We start from the raw sequence: 17352 nt of genomic DNA, 5'->3' as shown, positions 1-17352 counted from the left end.
GGGGCGCGTACTGCGGCTGCGGTACACGCCCGGGACGAGAATCGACCTGCGAGCGAGGAATTCGTACCGGGGCACGGGCGATCGTAGAGGTGGGCCGCTGCCGCGCCCCCGCCGATCCGCTCAGCAAACAGAAGAGAGAGCGTTAACCCATGTCCTGGCTGTCCAGAATCAGCCTCGTACAGCGGGGACTGATAGCTCTGATGGCGATAGTCGCCGTCGTGTTCGGGGCCATCGCCATCCCGCAGCTGAAGCAGCAGTTGCTGCCGTCCATCGACCTGCCCATGGTGTCGGTGATCGCGCCGTATCAGGGCGCGTCCCCGGACGTGGTCGAGAAGCAGGTCGTCGAGCCGCTGGAGAACAGCATCAAGGCGGTCGACGGCATCACCGGTGTCACCTCCACCGCCAGCGAGGGCTCGGCCGTCATCATGGCCAAGTTCGACTACGGCAACGGCTCCGACAAGCTCGTCGCCAACGTCCAGCAGGCCGTGAACCGGTCCTCCTCGCAGCTTCCCAAGGACGTCGACCCGCAGGTCATCGCGGGCTCCACCGACGACATCCCGACCGTCGTGCTCGCGGCCTCCTCGGCCCAGGACCAGCAGGCGCTGGCCGACAAGCTGGACCGCGGCGTCGTACCGGTGCTCAAGAACATCGACGGCGTCGGCCAGGTCAACGTGGACGGCGTGCGGGAGCGCGTCGTCGCGGTCACCCCCGACGACGCGAAGCTCGCCGCGGCCGGGCTGTCCGCCGCCGCGCTCGGGCAGGCGCTGGAGGCGAACGGCGCGTCCGTGCCGGCCGGCGCGTTCTCCGAGGGCGGCAAGAGCCGGACCGTCCAGGTGGGCGGCGGCTTCACCTCGCTCAAGCAGATCGAGGACCTGCGGGTGAACCCGGCGGCCGCGCCCGGCGGCGACGCCAAGGGCGCCAAGCCGGTCCGCGTCGGTGACATCGCCACCGTCAAGCAGCAGTCGGCGGCCCCCACCTCCATCACGCGCACCGACGGCAAGCCCAGCCTCGGCATCACCATCACCATGGACCACGACGGCAGCGCCGTCGCGATCTCCGACGCCGTCAAGGACAAGCTGCCGCAGCTCCGCGCGGACCTCGGCTCCGACGCCGAGCTGACGGTCGTCAGCGACCAGGGCCCGGCAGTCTCCAAGTCCATCGACGGCCTGACGACGGAGGGCCTGCTCGGCCTCCTCTTCGCCGTCGTGGTGATCCTGGTCTTCCTCGCCTCGCTGCGCTCCACGCTGGTCACGGCGATCTCCATCCCGCTGTCCGTGCTGCTCACGCTGATCGTGCTGTGGACCCGGGACCTGTCGCTCAACATGCTCACCCTGGGCGCCCTCACGATCGCCATCGGCCGTGTCGTCGACGACTCGATCGTGGTCCTGGAGAACATCAAGCGCCATCTGTCCTACGGCGAGGAGCGCCAGCAGGCGATCCTGACGGCGGTCCGCGAGGTCTCCGGCGCCGTCACCGCCTCCACCCTCACCACGGTCGCGGTCTTCCTGCCGATCGGCCTGGTCGGCGGCATGGTGGGCGCCCTCTTCGGGTCGTTCTCGCTGACCGTCTCGGTGGCGCTGCTGGCCTCGCTGCTGGTGTCGCTGACCGTCGTGCCGGTGCTGTCGTACTGGTTCCTTCGTGCTCCGAAGGCCGGCGAAGGCGTCGACCCGGAGGAACTGCGGCGCGAGGCCGAGGAGAAGGAGACCCGCGGCCGGCTCCAGCGGCTGTACGTGCCGGTGCTGGGCTTCGCGACCAGGCGCCGCGTCACCAGCCTGGTGATCGCCGTCCTGGTGCTGGTCGCCACGTTCGGCATGGCCCCGCTGCTGAAGACCAACTTCATCGACGGCGGCGAGCAGGACAGCCTCTCCGTCAAGCAGGAACTCACCCCCGGCACCAGCCTGGAGGCGGCCGACGCGGCGTCGAAGAAGGTCGAGAAGCTGCTCGACGGCGTCGCCGGTGTCAAGGACTACCAGGTCACCGTCGGCTCGTCCGGCATCATGGCGGCCTTCGGCGGCGGTACGGGCGCCAACCAGGCTTCGTACGAGGTCAAGCTGAAGGACTCCGGCAAGGCGGACGCCGTCACGGACACCATCCGCGCCGGCCTCAAGAAGCTCGACGGCATCGGCCGCACCACCGTCTCGGCGGGCGGCGGCTTCGGCGACCAGGACCTGAGCGTCGTGGTCAAGGCGCCCGACGCGGCGACCCTCAAGTCGGCGTCGGAGAGCGTGCGTTCCGCGGTCGCGGGCCTCGACCACGTCACCGAGGTCCGCAGCGACCTCTCGCAGAGCGTGCCCCGCATCTCCGTCAAGGGCAATGACAAGGCCGCCGAGGCGGGCTTCACCGAGACGAGCCTGGGCCAGGCCGTGGCGCAGGCGGTACGCGGCACCACCACCGGCAGCAAGGCGGTGCTCGACGACACCGAGCGCGACGTCGTCGTGAAGTCGGCCCACCCGGCGACCACCCTGGACCAGCTGAAGAACCTCCAGCTCGGCTCCCCGGCCGGCAAGGTGCGGCTCGGCGACATCGCGGACGTCAAGACCGTGCCCGGCCCGGTCCAGATGACCCGCATCGACGGCGCGCGGGCGGCGACGATCACCGCCAAGCCGACCGGCGACAACACCGGCGCGGTCACCGCCGCCCTCCAGAGCAAGATCGAAAAGCTGAAGAAGACGCTGCCCAAGGGCGCGACCGTCGACATCGGCGGTGTCTCCTCGGACCAGAACGACGCCTTCGCCAAGCTGGGCCTGGCCATGCTCGCGGCCATCGCGATCGTCTTCATGGTGCTGGTCGCGACGTTCCGCTCGCTGATCCAGCCGCTGATCCTGCTGGTCTCCATCCCGTTCGCGGCGACCGGCGCGATCGGACTGCTGGTCGTCACCGGCACCCCGATGGGCGTCCCGGCGATGATCGGCATGCTGATGCTCATCGGCATCGTGGTCACCAACGCGATCGTGCTGATCGACCTGATCAACCAGTACCGCAGACAGGGACTCCCGGTCGTCCAGGCGGTCGTCGAGGGCGGCCGGCACCGGCTGCGCCCGATCCTGATGACCGCCCTGGCGACGATCTTCGCGCTGCTTCCGATGGCGCTGGGCGTCACCGGCCAGGGCGGCTTCATCTCCCAGCCGCTGGCCGTGGTCGTCATCGGCGGCCTGGTCACCTCGACGCTGCTCACGCTGCTGCTCGTACCGACGCTGTACACGATGGTCGAGCTGCGCAAGGAACGGCGGGCCGAGAAGAAGGCCGCCAAGCGCGGCGAGCGGAACGGCGCCCCCGCGCGGAGCGACGACGACCGCACGCCGGAGCCGGCGGGCGTCTGACCCGGTCTCCTGCGCACGGAGCCCCCACGGCCATTGCGGCCGTGGGGGCTCCTTCGCCGTGTCCCGGCGCGCTGCGGGGGTACGCGCGACAGCGCGGGTAGCCTCGTCGCGTACCCACGCCGAGCAGATTCAGCAGATCGAGCAGGGGGTCGTTTTGGCAGCAGCGACACTACACACGGGCCGGGTCGAGGTCGCCGACGCGGCACGGGGCGTCGGCGGGCTCGCGGCGGACGACTGGGCGGAGGCCGTCGCGGTCACCACGGGCGGCTCGTCGCTGCTCCCGCGGTCGCCGGAACAGTGGGCGAGATCCGTCTTCGAGGGCGCCCCGGGCCTGGTGCGCTGGTACCTGGTCACCGGCTGGCGGTCGGTGCTGGGCCTGCGGCTCGGGCCGCGCCCCGCCCCCACGCATGTGCTCGGCTGGCGGATCGTGACGATGGCGACGGACGTGATCGTCCTGGAGGTGACCTCGGCGCTCATGACCGCTCGCCTCGTGCTGCGGGCCGAGGGCGCCCGGGTGGTGCTCACCACCTTCGTCCGGTACGAGCATCGGGCGGCCCGCTCGATCTGGTCGCTCGCCGCGCTGACCCACCGCAGGGTCGTCCCGTACCTGCTCAGGCGAGCGGCGGCGCGTCCGGCGGAACCGCGCTGACGGGCTCGGACCCGCCTTCAGACGCTCGGCGGCCCGCTCATCGGTCCGCTCGGCGGAACCGCGCCGGCGGGCCCCGGTCCCCGCGTCAGACGATCTTCGGCCCGCCCGGCAGCACCGCGGTGAACGTACCGAGTTCCGCCCGCTCCTGCTGCATCCGCGACAGCTTCCGCACGAAGAGGATCGCGAGCACGGCCGCCGCGAGGTCCAGCAGGTCGGCGAACATCATGGTGGCCGCGGCCTGCTGAAGCTCGCCCGCCGTCTCGGCCCGGTTGTAGAAGGTGGTGGACACCCTGCCCGCCGCCAGCGACAGGAGCCACAGCACCCACCACGCCCGCACAGGCGCGCGCGAGACCTCGCGCAGCGCGCCGTCCGGCGTCTGCGGGGCGCTCGCCCGCCAGGTCTCGGAGGCCACGCGGAAGGGCAGCCAGAGGTTGGCGATGGGGACGAACCAGCCGCCGATGGACCAGCCGTGGCCCAGGGTGCACACGTCCTGCGTGAAGATCTCGGCGTTTCCCCGGACACGGTAGAACCAGATGATGAAGACCACGGCGGTGGCGGTCGTGCCGATCCCCTGCAGCCGGCCGGACAGCTCGTACAGGGAGTCGCCGCGCTTCAACTCGCTCTCCGTGGCGGAGAGAACGCCGTCCAGCAGCGAGTGGACGTTGAAGTCCGCGTAGACCGCGAAGAGGTCGAAGACGGCGACCAGGCCGAGCAGCACGGTGACGGCCGTCGCGAGGCCGGCGGGCGAACGGAGGGCCGGGCCGCCGGCGAAGCGCGGAACGGGAGCGCCGGAAGGCGCGCCGACGGGGTAGTGCGACATGGCTGAGATCCCCCCAAGGGATGAAGAGACCGCCCTCGGGGGCGGGGTGCAGGGGAGGAACGTACGTCATACTTCATGCAGTATCCAATTATTTACCTCCCGGCTATGACTCCAGGGCGAATTGGGTGATCCGGTGGTCACGGCCCAGGGCCCGCACGCAGTCGGCCACGAGTCCCGGCCGCGCCCGGGCGCTCTCCGCGGCCTCTTCGGGCCTGCCGGTCTCGGTGAGACTGGTCAGGTGGGACTCCCGGCTCCCCAAGGTGTCCGGGTGGTACGGGCCGAGTGCGCGGGCCCGGTCCGCGGCCAGCGCGGCGTAGCAGCGGGCCTCGCCGTCGTGCTCGCCGAACTCGCAGTGCTCCGCGGCCTCTTCGTCCCGGCACGCGAACGTGTCCGGGTGATCGGCCCCCAGCGCCTCGACATGGTCGGCCACCAGCTCGCCCCACAGCCGCAGCAGCCGCCGGGGGCCGTCCGCGCCGGGCGACTCGTGCCCGGTGGTGCGGTGGGTGAGCTTGTACGCGCGGCAGACGCAGTCGACGTGGCGGCGCCGCAGCCGGAGGGTCTCCGGGTGCCCGGGCCCCAGCAGCCGGGTCTGCCGCTCCACGAGCGACGCCAAGGCCGCCACCGTCTCGCGCGCCGCCGCCCCCTCGTACTCGTCCAGCCGCTCGACCGCCTGAACGGCCAGTACCGCGATGGTCACTTGGTCGTCGGGCCCCAGGACCCGGAGGCAGTCGGCGGCCAGCGGGTCGGCGAGGCCGAGCAGGTGCTCGACGCTGCCGGCGTGCTGATGCGCGTACCCGACGAGGTCGTGCCGGGCCGCCAGGGCGCCGGGATGATCGGCCCCCGACGCTCGGCTCAGCTCGGCGGCGACGGCGCTCAGCCGCTCCAGTTCGCGCTGGTCCAGCGCGTCGCGCCGCTCGGAGTCGGCATCGTGCTCGGCCTCGGACCACTTCAGGGCGGTGGTGTCCGGTACGGGTATGGGGTCCGGGTCTGGCGCAGGTGTGGGATCAGGCATGGCTGTGACCCTGTCAGAGCCGCCGCGGCCACACCATCGCGCGGCACGCCCGGCGCCCGCGGGGCCCCGCACCTCTCGCCATGAGGCGCGGGGCTCCACGGCCCGGCGTACGTACCGGCGTTGTGCCGCCGGCGTCACCGCGGCAGCCGGTGGTACGGCGGCGTTACGGCAGTGCCAGCATCCGTTCCAGGGCCAGCTTCGAGAAGGCCGCGACCTCCGGGTCGACCTCGATGCGGTTGACGACCTTGCCGTCCGCGAGGGACTCCAGGGCCCAGACCAGGTGCGGCAGGTCGATGCGGTTCATCGTCGAGCAGAAGCAGACCGTCTTGTCGAGGAAGACGATCTCCTTGTCCTGTGCCGCGAAGCGGTTCGCGAGCCGTCGCACCAGGTTGAGCTCCGTGCCGATGGCCCACTTCGAACCGGCCGGGGCGGCCTCCAGGGCCTTGATGATGTACTCCGTCGAGCCGACGAGATCCGCCGCCGCCACGACCTCGTGCCGGCACTCGGGGTGCACCAGGACGTTGACGCCGGGGATGCGCTCGCGCACGTCGCGTACGGACTCCAGCGAGAACCGGCCGTGCACCGAGCAGTGCCCGCGCCACAGGATCACCTTGGCCGCCCGCAGCTCCTCGGCGGTGAGCCCGCCGCCCGGCTTGTGCGGGTTGTACAGGACGCAGTCGTCGAGCGACAGTCCCAGGTCGCGCACGGCGGTGTTGCGGCCGAGGTGCTGGTCGGGGAGGAAGAGGATCTTCTCGCCCTGCTCGAAGGCCCACGTCAGCGCGCGCTCCGCGTTGGAGGAGGTGCAGATCGTACCGCCGTGCTTGCCGGTGAACGCCTTGATGTCGGCGGACGAGTTCATGTACGAGACGGGGACGGTGGTCCCGGCCACGCCCGCGTCCGTGAGGACGTCCCAGCACTCGGCGACCTGCTCGGCCGTGGCCATGTCCGCCATCGAGCAGCCCGCGGCCAGGTCGGGCAGGACGACCTGCTGGCCGTCGCCGGTGAGGATGTCGGCGGACTCGGCCATGAAGTGCACGCCGCAGAAGACGATGTACTCGGCATCGGGCCGGGCGGCCGCGTCGCGCGCGAGCTTGAAGGAGTCCCCGGTGACGTCCGCGAACTCGATGACCTCGTCGCGCTGGTAGTGGTGGCCGAGGACGAAGACCTTGTCCCCGAGCCGGGCCTTGGCCGCGCGGGCGCGCTCCACCAGGTCCGGGTCGGAGGGCGCCGGCAGATCGCCGGGGCACTCCACGCCGCGCTCGCTCCGGGGATCGGCCTCGCGGCCCAGAAGCAGTAGCGCCAGCGGTGTGGGCTGGACATCCAGGGGTTGGGCGGTGGTCACGACACGCACCCTTTCTCTTCCGCGAATCAGCCTTGTCGTCAATTTGACATTATCTATCATAGCCGCTTCACGTCACTTTGACGATGGGCCTCGTGTCGATGTGACGCATCCCCGTCGGGAGCGCCGGGAGGCGGCTCCGGCGGCCGCCGGGCGGGCCGCCCCGGAGATCGGCGCCCGGCGGCCCGTGCCCGTAAGAGGGGTGGTGTGCGAGCATGAACGGAGAGAGAAGTGCTTGGCCCGGAATGAATCCGGGACGCCGGAGGTTGCATCCGACGGCAAGCGGTCCGAACAACCCGGGAGAGAAGCAGATGAGCGTTCAGGACGAGACCACCGTGAGCGACGGCATCATCCTGTCGGGCGCCGCCGAGTCGAAGGTCAGGGCTTTGCTGGAACAGGAAGGCCGCGACGACCTCGCGCTGCGCGTCGCCGTTCAGCCCGGCGGCTGCTCCGGCCTGCGCTATCAGCTCTTCTTCGACGAGCGTTCGCTCGACGGCGACGTCGTGAAGGACTTCGACGGCGTGAAGGTGATCACCGACCGGATGAGCGCCCCGTACCTGGGCGGCGCCTCCATCGACTTCGTCGACACCATCGAGAAGCAGGGCTTCACGATCGACAACCCGAACGCCACGGGCTCCTGTGCCTGCGGCGACTCCTTCAGCTGAGCCGGCCGGCCGGCTGATACGGACGACAGAAGGCGGCGGTCCCACCGGGACCGCCGCCTTCGTCATGCGCACGCCGTCGGGCCGGCGTCACCTCTCGCTTCTCACTTCTCCGGCACCGCCTGGCCCGTCACCGCGTCCACGACCTTCCGGTCGTCCAGCGGCTTGTCCAGGTGCACCGTCTGATCGAAACCCTTCGCCATCATCACGCACATCTGCCCCGGGTGCTTCTCCTTGCCCGTGACCCCCACCGTGACCGACTGCGCCGACTGGTTCCGGGCGGTCGCGGAGTAGTCACTGCACACCCCGCCCCAGAAGTGCAGCGTCAGTGTCTTATCGTCCTTACCGTCCTTACCGCCCTTGCCGTTCTTGCCGTCCTTGGCGCCCAGGCTGTACGAGGTGACGCGCATCGCCCCGGACTTGGCCGGACTCGACGGCTGCGACGGCGTGGTCGGCTGTGAGGACGCCGTCGGCTCCTTGATGAACTTCGGGTCGATGGCGGGCTGGTCCACCGTGAAGGTGTTCTCCTTGCCCTGAGTGCCCGGCACCTGCGTCGCGAACAGCCAGGAGGGCACCAGCGCCTGCCGCCCCGCGATGGTCCGCGCCGCCAGGGCGAACGTCGCCCCGCGCACGGCCACCGGGTCGGCCTTCGCCTTCGGGGTGCAGGGGAGCGTCGAAGCCCCGCCGTCGCTCTTGCCGCCCTTGCTCTCGTCGCTCTCGCTCTTGTCGCTCTTGGAGCTCGTGTTGAGCGGCGCCGCCGACGCGCAGCCTCCCGTGCCGATGTGGCCGTTTCCGGCGCCCTTGTTGAGCTCGCCGAGCGCGGCGCTCGCGCTGGTCACCGGATAGGAATCGGTCTTCTCCGGCTTCGCCAACTGCCCGCTGCCGCCGGTCAGCTGCCCGTCCGCGCCGACCTGGAGGCTGGTCTGCCAGCCGTACGTGGGCAGGCCGCCCAGGACCGGGTCCGCCGTCACCACCCGCACCGCGCCGAAGAGCTGGTGCGCGTCCAGCTTCGCGTCCCGCTGCCCGACCGAGTCCAGCACGGGCTCCGCCGCGCGCTTCGCGTCCGCCTCGGAGACGGCCTTGGAGCCGCCGCCCTTCGCCCCCGAACCGTCGCGGTACGACGGGCAGGTGCTCGCCCCGGAACCGGAACCGGAACCGCTGGAACTGGAACCGGAGCCGCCGGAACCGGAGCCGCCAGAAGCGGAACTGTCGGAACCGGAACCGCCAGAAGCGGAATCACTGGAACCGGAAGCATTGGTACCGGAGACGCCCGAGCCCGTGACGCCGCCGTTCTGGCCCGCCATGTCCGGCCGGGCGCCCGGCGGGTGCTCGCAGTGCGCGCCGCCCGGCGTGCCGTGCCGCGAGTACGACCAACTGCCCGGCCCCTTGCGGCTCACCTGGAGCGAGGGCCCGGACCGGCCCTGCGCGGCGCCCGCCTTCCAGGTGTCGCCGTCGAGCCGCGGCGTGCCGGGCACGTGCAGGGCCTTCGCCAGCCGGGCGACCTGCTCCTGCCCGATGTCGTCCCGGGAGAGGTAGACCGGCGCCGACTCGGGGCCGTCCGGCAGCTTCCCGGTCGCCCGGTAGCGGGCGCTTCCGTGCGGGTCCGGCTCACCGGGCGCGATGCCCTGCGAGCCCCGCTGGTCCTGCGAGTCCTGGGCGGCTCCGCGTGCGTAGCCGTCGAGTGCCAAAGGGGGTGGTGCGCCGTTCTTGCCGGGCGTGGTCGAGCCACCGCCGTCACCGGCGGTCGCGGCCCAATAGGCGCCGCCGCCACCGGCCAGCAGCACCGCGGCCGCCACCGATACGACCACCAGCGGCGACCGGTGCCGCCGCGGCGTGCTGTCGGGGGGATCCTGGGTGCTCACAACATCGCTCCTTCAACTCCGCTCAATGTGTACTGCCCCATCCCCCGTGAGGGGGACGGGAATTGGACGGAGCGGGGGAGCGGACGGTTCCATCCGCCGATCAGTCGCCGTACTCCGACATCCCGTCCAGCAGTCGGGCGGAGGCCGGCGGCACCGTGATGCCGCGGATGCGCGTGAGCGGTACGGGTGCGGGAGCGGCCGTCGCCGCGGTCACCCAGTGCGGGGCCATCCGCGCGCAGTCACCCCGCAACTCGTCGAGCGACTCGGGTTCACCGGCGGGAGATGTGACGGCCTTCACAGAGTTCGGCATACCCGCACCGTATGCACCACCCGGCCTGCGAAGAAAGACCTACTATTGGGTAGTTTTGACCGGTCGGAAAGGTGAAACCCCACCCGGTAGCTTGGACTGGCCGTTTTCCCGTTTCCCTACGCGTTCTTCTCTTCGCCTTCTTCTCTTTCGCTTACCCCACACCCCTTCGCCCCGCAGGAGCAGACCCGTCGTGCGTATCGCTGTCACCGGCTCCATCGCCACCGACCATCTGATGACCTTTCCCGGCCGCTTCGCCGATCAGCTGGTCGCCGACCAGTTGCATACGGTCTCCCTCTCCTTCCTCGTCGACGACCTCGACGTCCGCCGCGGCGGCGTCGCGCCCAATATCTGCTACGGCATGGGGCTGCTCGGGCTGAACCCGGTCATGGTGGGCGCGGCCGGCGAGGACTTCGCCGACTACCGCGCCTGGCTCGACCGGCACGGCGTCGACACCGGCTCCGTCCACATCTCCGACGTGCTGCACACCGCGCGGTTCGTCTGCACCACGGACACCGACCACAATCAGATCGCGTCCTTCTACACCGGCGCCATGAGCGAGGCCCGGCAGATCGAGCTGCAGCCCGTCGCCGACCGCGTCGGCGGTCTGGACCTGGTCCTCATCAGCGCGGACGACCCCGAGGCGATGCTGCGCCACACGCAGGAGTGCCGTTCGCGCGGCATCCCGTTCGCCGCGGACCCCTCCCAGCAGCTGGCGCGGATGGCCGGCGAGGACATCAAGGTCCTGGTCGAGGGCGCCGCGTACCTCTTCACCAACGAGTACGAGAAGGCCCTCATCGAGTCCAAGACGGGCTGGACGGCGGACGAGATCCTGGCCAAGGTCGACACCCGGGTCACCACCCTGGGGGCCAACGGGGTGCGCATCGAGCGCGTCGGCGAGCCCGTCATCGAGGTCGGCTGCGCGCAGGAGGAGGCGAAGGTCGACCCCACCGGCGTCGGCGACGCCTTCCGCGCGGGCTTCCTCGCGGGTACCGCCTGGAACCTGCCCCTGGAGCGCTCCGCCCAGCTGGGCTGCATGCTCGCCACGCTCGTCATCGAGACGCTCGGCACCCAGGAGTACGAGCTGCGCCGCGGCCACTTCATGGAGCGCTTCACCAAGGCGTACGGCGAGGAGGCCGCCGCCGACGTACGGGCCCACCTGGCCTGATGTCCTGACTTCTCGGTAATCGGTCCTCGCCGGGCGGGACCCCCGTCCCGCCCGGCGAGGACCGTGCCCTATCCCCGGCGCCGCACCACGTAGGCGGTGCCGCGCTCCGCCGCGCGCTCCCCGGCGTAGTCGTGGTCGCGCATCTCGCACCACGCCGGGATGTCCAGGCGCGCCGCCTCGTCGTCCGCCAGCACCGTGACGGTGCCGCCGACCGGGACGTCCCCGATGACCTTGGCCAGTTCGATCACCGGGAGCGGGCAGCGCTTGCCCACCGCGTCGACGACCAGATCCGCGTCGGCGGCGCTCTGCGGGGAGGGGGAAGGGGAGGCGGAGGCCGCGGGGGCCGCGGGGGACGGCGCGGACAGGTGGTCGCGGACCGACGCGACCGTCTCCGGGAGCACCGCGAGGAAGCGCTCCACGTCCTCCGCCGAGGTGCCCACCGGCAGCGAGACCCGCACATTCCCCTCGGAGAGCACCCCCATCGCCCGCAGCACATGGCTCGGCGTCAGCGTGCTCGACGTGCACGAGGAGCCCGAGGACACGGAGAACCCGGCCCGGTCCAGGGAGTGCAGCAGCGCTTCCCCGTCGGCGTAGAGGCACGAGAACGTCACCAGGTGGGGGAGCCTGCGCACCGGGTCGCCGACCACCTCCACGTCCGGCACCAGCCGCGGTACCCGCGTCCGTATGCGGTCCACCAGCTCCCGCAGCCGCGCGGCCTCGGCCTCCGCGGACGCCCGTACGGCCCGCAGCGAGGCCGCCGCCGCCACGATGGCGGGCAGGTTCTCGAACCCCGGCGCGCGTCCCGACTCCCGCTCGTCCGCCGGGCCCTGGGGCGCGAACCGCACCCCCTTCCGTACGGCCAGCAGCCCGACCCCCGAGGGGCCGCCCCACTTGTGCGCGCTCGCGGTCAGCAGCGACCAGCCCGCGGGGACGGCGCCCCAGCCCAGCGACTGGGCCGCGTCCACGAGCAGCGGCACCCCGCCCGCCCGGCACGCCTCTGCCACCTCGCCCACCGGCTGCTCCGTGCCCACCTCGTGGTTGGCGGACTGGAGCACGGCCAGCGCGGTGTCGCCGCGCAACGCCGCCGCGTACGCCGCCGGGTCGGCCCGGCCCGTACGGTCCACCGCGACCTCGGTCGCCGACCCGCCCACCGACTCGTGGGCCGCGGCCGAATGGAGTACCGAGGAGTGTTCGACCGCGCCGACGACCAGATGGCGGCCGACACGCCGACGTCCCGCGAGCGCGCCGGCGACGCCGTCGTGGACCGCACGCGTCCCCGAAGAGGTGAAGACCAGCTCATCCGGGCGGCACCCCACCTCCTGCGCGGCGGCGGCGCGCGCCGCGTCCAACAGCAGCCGGGCGCGCCTCCCCTCGCGGTAGAGCCGGGCCGGGTCGGCCCACCCCTCGTCCAGCGCGGCGAGCAGCGCCTCGCGGGCGACCGGATGCAAGGGGGCGGCAGACGCGGCATCGAAGTAGGGCACGTGCCGAACGCTAGCGCCCGGCCCCTCCGGGCGGCCGTGCACGGTCCCGACACCGAGCTGACGGTCCTCCAGAACGCTCGCGGAGCCGGGGATTCCACCCCTTCGGGGAGTACCGCGGCGCGTTGGGCACCCTCCCCGCGCGACCCCAAATAGCGTCCAGTAGGGTTTGGTCCGCATAAACATCCAAACCCCTGCCCGCGCCGGGCCGGCGACCGACCCATCAGACGGCCGCAGCCGGTATCGCGGGCGAGACTCTCGGGAAGGCGCTACGTGAGTCCCAACGGCTCCGACCGCTCGTCGCGGCGCCCGGTGCGGCGGAAGCTGCTGCAGGCGCTGGCCGCGGGCTTGGTCCTGGCGACCGCCACCGGTTGCACATCCAAGGACTTCCCCCGCCTCGGAATGCCCACCCCTGTCACGGAAGAGGCGCCGCGGATCCTCTCTCTGTGGCAGGGCTCGTGGGCGGCTGCGCTCGCCACGGGCGTACTGGTGTGGGGCCTGATCCTGTGGAGTGTCATCTTCCATCGACGCTCCAGGACCAAGGTCGAGGTTCCCCCGCAGACCCGGTACAACATGCCCATCGAGGCGTTGTACACCGTGGTCCCGATCATCATCGTCGCGGTGCTCTTCTATTTCACGGCCCGTGACGAGAACAAGCTGATGACCAACCCCAAGAAGCCGGACCACGTCGTGAACGTGGTGGGCTTCCAGTGGAGCTGGGCCTTCAACTATCTGGAGGACGTGAAGGGCAGTCCCCGGCCTTCGAAGCCGCTCCGCGACAACAAGGAACTCGCCGCCATCCCGGACAGGTACCTGGCGAAGGCTCCCCAGAACGCCGGGGGTGTCTACGAGATCGGTACGCCGGCCACGCGGAACCCCGACACCGGCAACCCGGGCCCGACCCTGTGGCTGCCGAAGGGCGAGACCGTCCAGTTCGTCCTCACCTCGCGGGATGTCATCCACTCGTTCTGGGTGGTGCCGTTCCTGATGAAGCAGGATGTCTTCCCGGCGCACACCAACAGCTTCACGGTGACCCCGAACAAGGAGGGCACCTTCCTCGGCAAGTGCGCCGAGCTGTGCGGCGTGGACCACTCCCGCATGCTCTTCAACGTCAAGGTAGTCTCGCCCGAGGCGTACAAGGCGCACCTTGAGGAGCTGGCGAAGAACGGTCAGTCCGGTTACCAGCCGGCGGGCATCGCGCAGACGGATCACGCGAAGAACGCGGAGACCAAGAACAAGTGAGCATCCTCAACGAATCCCAGGGTGCCGCCGCCGATACGGCTCCGGCAGCACCGCCCGTACGCCAGAAGCAACCCGGCGCCGCCGTGGTCAAGTGGCTCACCACCACCGACCACAAGACGATCGGCACGCTGTACCTGGTCACGTCGTTCGCGTTCTTCTGCATTGGCGGCGTCATGGCGCTGCTCATGCGCGCCGAACTCGCCCGTCCCGGCACGCAGATCATGTCGAACGAGCAGTTCAACCAGGCGTTCACGATGCACGGCACGATCATGCTGCTGATGTTCGCGACGCCGCTGTTCTCCGGATTCGCGAACTGGATCATGCCGCTCCAGATCGGCGCGCCCGATGTGGCGTTCCCGCGGCTGAACATGTTCGCCTACTGGCTCTACCTCTTCGGCTCGCTCATCGCCGTGGGTGGCTTCCTCACCCCGGACGGCGCGGCCGACTTCGGCTGGTTCGCCTACTCCCCGCTGTCGGACGCGATCCGTTCGCCGGGCGTCGGCGCCGACATGTGGATCATGGGTCTGGCCCTCTCCGGCTTCGGTACGATCCTCGGCTCGGTCAACTTCATCACCACGATCATCTGCATGCGCGCACCCGGCATGACGATGTTCCGGATGCCGATCTTCTGCTGGAACGTCCTGCTGACCGGTGTGCTGGTCCTGCTGGCCTTCCCCGTCCTGGCCGCGGCGCTGCTCGCGCTGGAGGCGGACCGCAAATTCGGCGCGCAAGTGTTCGAGGCCGCGAACGGTGGCGCACTGCTCTGGCAGCACCTCTTCTGGTTCTTCGGCCATCCAGAGGTCTACATCATCGCGCTGCCATTCTTCGGCATCATTTCCGAGGTCATTCCGGTCTTCTCCCGAAAGCCGATGTTCGGCTACATCGGGCTGATCGCGGCGACGATTTCCATCGCCGGTCTCTCGGTGACCGTCTGGGCGCACCACATGTACGTCACCGGCGGCGTGCTATTGCCATTCTTCTCCTTCATGACCTTCCTTATCGCGGTACCGACCGGTGTGAAGTTCTTCAACTGGATCGGCACTATGTGGAAGGGCTCACTGAGTTTCGAAACACCGATGCTCTGGGCCGTCGGCTTCCTGATCACCTTCACCTTCGGTGGTCTGACCGGCGTCATCCTGGCCTCGCCGCCGATGGACTTCCACGTCTCGGACTCGTACTTCGTGGTCGCGCACTTCCACTACGTCATCTTCGGCACCGTGGTGTTCGCGATGTTCTCCGGCTTCCATTTCTGGTGGCCGAAGTTCACCGGCAAGATGCTGGACGAGCGGCTCGGAAAGATCACCTTCTGGACGCTGTTCGTGGGCTTCCACGGCACGTTCCTGGTGCAGCACTGGCTGGGCGTCGAGGGCATGCCGCGCCGCTACGCGGACTACCTCGCCGCGGACGGCTTCACGACGCTGAACACCATCTCGACGATCAGCTCGTTCCTGCTGGGCCTGTCGATGCTGCCGTTCTTCTACAACGTCTGGAAGACGGCCAAGTACGGCAAGAAGGTCGAGGTCGACGACCCGTGGGGCTACGGCCGCTCGCTGGAGTGGGCGACCTCCTGCCCGCCGCCGCGGCACAACTTCCTCACGCTGCCGCGCATCCGCTCCGAATCCCCGGCGTTCGACTTGCACCACCCGGAGATCGCGGCGCTCGACCAGCTTGAGAACGCGCACGGGCCGCAGGACGACAAGGCTCTCGCGGGCGGCAAGGAGGCCGGCAAGTGAAGATCCAAGGACGGATGTTCATCTGGCTCGCCGCCTTCATCCTCGTCATGGCGATCGTCTATGGCGTGTGGTCGAAGGAGGCCGCCGGCACCACGGCGCTCTTCATGGCCTTCGGCCTGAGTGTCATGATCGGCTTCTACCTGGCCTTCACGGCTCGCCGGGTGGACGCCGGGGCGCAGGACAACAAGAACGCGGACGTCGCCGACGACGCCGGTGAGCTGGGCTTCTTCTCCCCGCACAGCTGGCAGCCGCTGTCCCTGGGCATCGGCGGAGCGCTCGCCTTCATGGGCGTCATCTTCGGCTGGTGGCTGATGTTCTTCTCGGCGCCGCTCATCATGGTTGGTCTCTTCGGCTGGGTGTTCGAGTACTACCGCGGCGAGAACGCGAACCAGTAGTCCTCTCCGGCGCACAGCGCGGAACAGGCCCCCGCACACCCCACGGTGTGCGGGGGCCGACCCATTTGCACTCGCCCCACGGGCCGCGGGCGGCGATCGTCCCTACCGTGTGACCATGAGTCACACTCCTCGCTGCCGGACCGTGCTGAGCTGCGCACTGCTGCTCGCCCCCCTCGCGGTGGGGTCCACCGCATGCGGCGGATCGTCGAACCCGCTGGCCGACAAGCCGTACGACGCGGCCGGCCAGGTCGCCTTCGCGGGCGTCGAGGGCGGCGGCAAGGCCGACCCGGACAAGCCCCTGGAGGTCCGCGCCAAGGGCGAGGACCGGATCACGGACGTCACCGCCACCGACGCCGCGGGGCGGTACGTACGGGGCGAACTCGACGCCGACGGCTCCCATTGGCGCTCCACGGTCCCGCTGGCCGCCGGGGCGCACTACACCGTGCGGGTGAGCACCGAGGACGAGGACGGCGCCCAGGGCCGCCGTACGCTCGGTTTCGACACCGCTCCGGCCGACAACCTGCTGAGGGTCAAGTTCGGGCCGGACAGCGGCACGTACGGCGTCGGGCAGCCCATCACCGCCGAGCTCAGCCGGCCCGTCAAGGACCCCGCCGCCCGCGCCGTGGTCGAGCGGGCCCTGAAGGTCGACTCACAGCCCTCGGTGGACGGCGCCTGGCACTGGGTGGACGGCCGGACCCTGCACTACCGCCCGCGCGACTACTGGCCCGCGCACGCCACGGTGAACGTGCGCAGCGGCCTGGCGGGCATCAAGGCCGGACCCGGCCTCTACGGAGGCACCTCGAAGCCCCTGAAGCTCCGTACGGGCGACCGCGTCGAGGCCATCACGGACGCCGGGGCGCACTACATGACGGTGCTGCGCAACGGCAAGGAGATCCGCTCGATCCCCGTCACCACCGGCAAGCCCGGCTTCTCCACCCGCAACGGGGTCAAGGTGGTCCTGGGGCAGGAATCCTTCGTACGGATGCGCGGCACCAGCATCGGCATCTCCGAAGGCAGCTCGGACTCCTACGACCTGCCCGTGCACTGGGCCACCCGGGTCACCTGGAGCGGCGAGTACGTGCACGCGGCGCCCTGGTCCACGGGGTCCCAGGGGGCCGCCAACGTCAGCCACGGCTGTACGGGCATGTCCACCGAGGCCGCCCGCTGGTTCTTCGACACGGTGCGGGTCGGCGACATCGTCAAGGTGGTGAACAGCGGCGGCGAGACCATGACGCCGTTCGACAACGGCTTCGGCGACTGGAACCTGAACTGGCAGGCGTGGCGCAAGGGCAGCGCGCTGCAGGCCGGGACGCGCGAAGGGAGCGACCCTGCCGATGCGGCCCGCCTCCGCCCCCAGATGTGAGC

General features: G+C 70.5%; 14 protein-coding genes. 8 read left to right on the top strand and 6 right to left on the bottom strand.

The features are described 5' to 3' along the window. Positions 1-149 precede the first annotated feature (149 nt). Entirely contained in the window at positions 150-3320 is a 3171-nt protein-coding gene (locus AC07AB_RS07735; protein ID WP_478561745.1) for an efflux RND transporter permease subunit, read from the top strand. 154 nt (positions 3321-3474) lie between these two features. Continuing rightward, on the top strand, positions 3475-3969 hold the full coding sequence (locus tag AC07AB_RS07730) for a DUF2867 domain-containing protein (protein ID WP_478561742.1): 495 nt from the start codon (positions 3475-3477) through the stop codon (positions 3967-3969). 85 nt (positions 3970-4054) lie between these two features. On the opposite strand, the gene AC07AB_RS07725 is transcribed toward AC07AB_RS07730, so the two are convergent. The 3 genes from AC07AB_RS07725 to nadA all read right to left on the bottom strand — a co-directional run bounded on the left by AC07AB_RS07725 (position 4055) and on the right by nadA (position 7143). After that, positions 4055-4789, bottom strand: a complete 735-nt coding sequence (locus AC07AB_RS07725; RefSeq protein ID WP_478561739.1) for a DUF4328 domain-containing protein — start codon at positions 4787-4789, stop codon at positions 4055-4057. A 103-nt stretch (positions 4790-4892) separates the two neighbouring features. Further along, a complete protein-coding gene (locus AC07AB_RS07720) occupies positions 4893-5801 on the bottom strand; it encodes a hypothetical protein (RefSeq protein WP_478561736.1) in 909 nt (302 codons plus the stop codon). A gap of 163 nt (positions 5802-5964) precedes the next feature. Next, positions 5965-7143: a quinolinate synthase NadA gene (nadA, locus tag AC07AB_RS07715; protein WP_478561733.1), complete on the bottom strand. Its 1179-nt coding sequence runs from the start codon at positions 7141-7143 to the stop codon at positions 5965-5967. A 308-nt stretch (positions 7144-7451) separates the two neighbouring features. On the opposite strand from nadA, the gene AC07AB_RS07710 reads away from it, so the two are divergent. Beyond that, positions 7452-7805 (top strand): HesB/IscA family protein, encoded by a 354-nt coding sequence (locus AC07AB_RS07710; protein WP_478561730.1) that lies wholly within the window; start codon positions 7452-7454, stop codon positions 7803-7805. A gap of 101 nt (positions 7806-7906) precedes the next feature. On the opposite strand, the gene AC07AB_RS07705 is transcribed toward AC07AB_RS07710, so the two are convergent. Beyond that, the gene (locus AC07AB_RS07705; RefSeq protein ID WP_478561727.1) at positions 7907-9664 is read right to left on the bottom strand and encodes a hypothetical protein; all 1758 of its coding nucleotides are present in this window, start codon (positions 9662-9664) and stop codon (positions 7907-7909) included. 100 nt (positions 9665-9764) lie between these two features. Next, positions 9765-9974, bottom strand: a complete 210-nt coding sequence (locus tag AC07AB_RS07700; RefSeq protein WP_478561724.1) for a hypothetical protein — start codon at positions 9972-9974, stop codon at positions 9765-9767. 190 nt (positions 9975-10164) lie between these two features. Here AC07AB_RS07700 and AC07AB_RS07695 point away from each other — a divergent pair, with 190 nt between their 5' ends. After that, positions 10165-11139 carry a carbohydrate kinase family protein gene (locus AC07AB_RS07695; RefSeq protein WP_478561721.1) on the top strand — a complete coding sequence of 325 codons (975 nt, stop codon included), beginning with the start codon at positions 10165-10167 and terminating at the stop codon, positions 11137-11139. 68 nt (positions 11140-11207) lie between these two features. Here AC07AB_RS07695 and AC07AB_RS07690 read toward each other — a convergent pair whose 3' ends face one another. Beyond that, positions 11208-12620 carry an aminotransferase class V-fold PLP-dependent enzyme gene (locus AC07AB_RS07690; RefSeq protein WP_478561718.1) on the bottom strand — a complete coding sequence of 471 codons (1413 nt, stop codon included), beginning with the start codon at positions 12618-12620 and terminating at the stop codon, positions 11208-11210. A 270-nt stretch (positions 12621-12890) separates the two neighbouring features. Between AC07AB_RS07690 and ctaC the strand changes: the two genes are divergently transcribed. The 4 genes from ctaC to AC07AB_RS07670 all read left to right on the top strand — a co-directional run bounded on the left by ctaC (position 12891) and on the right by AC07AB_RS07670 (position 17350). Beyond that, positions 12891-13859, top strand: coding sequence for an aa3-type cytochrome oxidase subunit II (gene ctaC / locus AC07AB_RS07685; protein ID WP_478561715.1), 969 nt, complete (start codon positions 12891-12893; stop codon positions 13857-13859). Then, positions 13856-15592 (top strand): aa3-type cytochrome oxidase subunit I, encoded by a 1737-nt coding sequence (ctaD, locus tag AC07AB_RS07680; RefSeq protein ID WP_478561712.1) that lies wholly within the window; start codon positions 13856-13858, stop codon positions 15590-15592. Before ctaC ends, ctaD begins: the two co-directional genes overlap by 4 nt. Further along, a complete protein-coding gene (locus AC07AB_RS07675; protein WP_478561709.1) occupies positions 15589-15987 on the top strand; it encodes a cytochrome c oxidase subunit 4 in 399 nt (132 codons plus the stop codon). Before ctaD ends, AC07AB_RS07675 begins: the two co-directional genes overlap by 4 nt. Before the next feature lie 115 nt (positions 15988-16102). Continuing rightward, the gene (locus AC07AB_RS07670) at positions 16103-17350 is read left to right on the top strand and encodes a L,D-transpeptidase (protein ID WP_478561707.1); all 1248 of its coding nucleotides are present in this window, start codon (positions 16103-16105) and stop codon (positions 17348-17350) included. Positions 17351-17352: the final 2 nt, after the last annotated feature.

This window comes from Streptomyces sp. NPDC044033 (assembly GCF_056434425.1).
Note: the sequence above shows the minus strand (reverse complement) of the source record. Positions and strands in the feature narration are given on the sequence as shown.

Excerpts from the sequence above, each read along its gene's own strand:
- AC07AB_RS07735 (WP_478561745.1), top strand. The coding sequence starts at position 150 with ATGTCCTGGCTGTCCAGAATCAGCCTCGTACAGCGGGGACTGATAGCT.
- AC07AB_RS07725 (WP_478561739.1), bottom strand. The coding sequence starts at position 4,789 with ATGTCGCACTACCCCGTCGGCGCGCCTTCCGGCGCTCCCGTTCCGCGC.
- AC07AB_RS07720 (WP_478561736.1), bottom strand. The coding sequence starts at position 5,801 with ATGCCTGATCCCACACCTGCGCCAGACCCGGACCCCATACCCGTACCG.
- AC07AB_RS07710 (WP_478561730.1), top strand. The coding sequence starts at position 7,452 with ATGAGCGTTCAGGACGAGACCACCGTGAGCGACGGCATCATCCTGTCG.
- AC07AB_RS07700 (WP_478561724.1), bottom strand. The coding sequence starts at position 9,974 with ATGCCGAACTCTGTGAAGGCCGTCACATCTCCCGCCGGTGAACCCGAG.
- AC07AB_RS07670 (WP_478561707.1), top strand. The coding sequence starts at position 16,103 with ATGAGTCACACTCCTCGCTGCCGGACCGTGCTGAGCTGCGCACTGCTG.